The organism is Marinobacter sp. NSM, assembly GCF_052380025.1.
In the GTDB taxonomy this organism is placed as follows: domain Bacteria; phylum Pseudomonadota; class Gammaproteobacteria; order Pseudomonadales; family Oleiphilaceae; genus Marinobacter.
The window spans coordinates 1-948 of record NZ_JBQTCK010000020.1; the positions used below are offsets into that span (position 1 = coordinate 1).

Sequence of the window (948 nt, forward strand, 5' to 3'; positions counted from 1 at the left end):
TTTCCGTCAGCAGGTCCAGGTCTTTCTGGGCGTGGACGTAGATCTGTTCCTGGTCTGCTTCGTCTTCAAACCTGAGTTCGTTGCTGCCTTCGCCCTTGTGGGTTTTGGTTTTCAGGGTGGTCCGGGTTTTGTGTTCCGGCAGCGCATAGGGCGGCGTGTTGGTGGCGTGGTAGGTTCGGCCGGTGATGATGGGCTGGTCCGGGTCGCCGTCCAGGAAGGACACAATCACTTCGTTGCCGATTCGGGGTAAAGCCATAAAACCGTATTGGCCGCCCGCCCAGCCTTGGGCCACTCGTAACCAGGCGCTGCTGTGTTCGTCGTTCTTTGAGTAGCGATCCCACGGGAAACGGACTTTCACCCGGCCGTACTGGTCGCAATGGATTTCTTCACCTTCGGGGCCGGTGACCAGGGCCATTTGAGGGCCGTCCATCATCGGTTTGTGTTCACACAGGGGCCGCCAGGTTTTGTCCGCCGGAATGGCGGTGAAGTCGTTGTGGTAGCTGGTGGGTTCGCTGCCACCCTCTTCTTCCAGGGCCTGGGGCTGTTTGCCGGTGTGGGTGATGGCGGTCAGCAGCCATTCCCGGTTCAGGCTCTGGCTGTCGTGGTCCTGCAGTTCCACTTTGGCGCCGGGGGTGAAGTCCGGGCGGTTGCTTTCGCCCTTGGCCAGGGAGGCGTCGTTTCTCAGAGCGTCCAGTCTGGCCTGGGTGAAGGGCTGGCCGCTGGCGTCGGCTTTGTAACGGCCGGGGTAGTCGTAGTGTTGATAGTCTTCTCTATGGTTAACACCGCCAGCACTTTGTTCATGCATCAGGGCGTAGGCTGGGTTTTTGAAGGTGTAGTCCTTCATGGCCACGGAGGCAGCTTTGATGCGTTCTTCGTAAGCAAAACTGAACACGCAGGCTTGTTTGCTGCTGCCGCCGGCCCGGGTGTTGCAGGGGACCGGGTCCAGTT

At 59.9% G+C, this 948-nt stretch carries 1 protein-coding gene; it reads right to left on the minus strand.

Annotation, left to right across the window (positions count from 1 at the left end; all coding sequences use genetic code 11):
* The coding region (tssI, locus tag ACTZWX_RS17785; protein ID WP_444715051.1) for a type VI secretion system tip protein TssI/VgrG at nucleotides 1-948 on the minus strand (948 nt) is incomplete at both ends.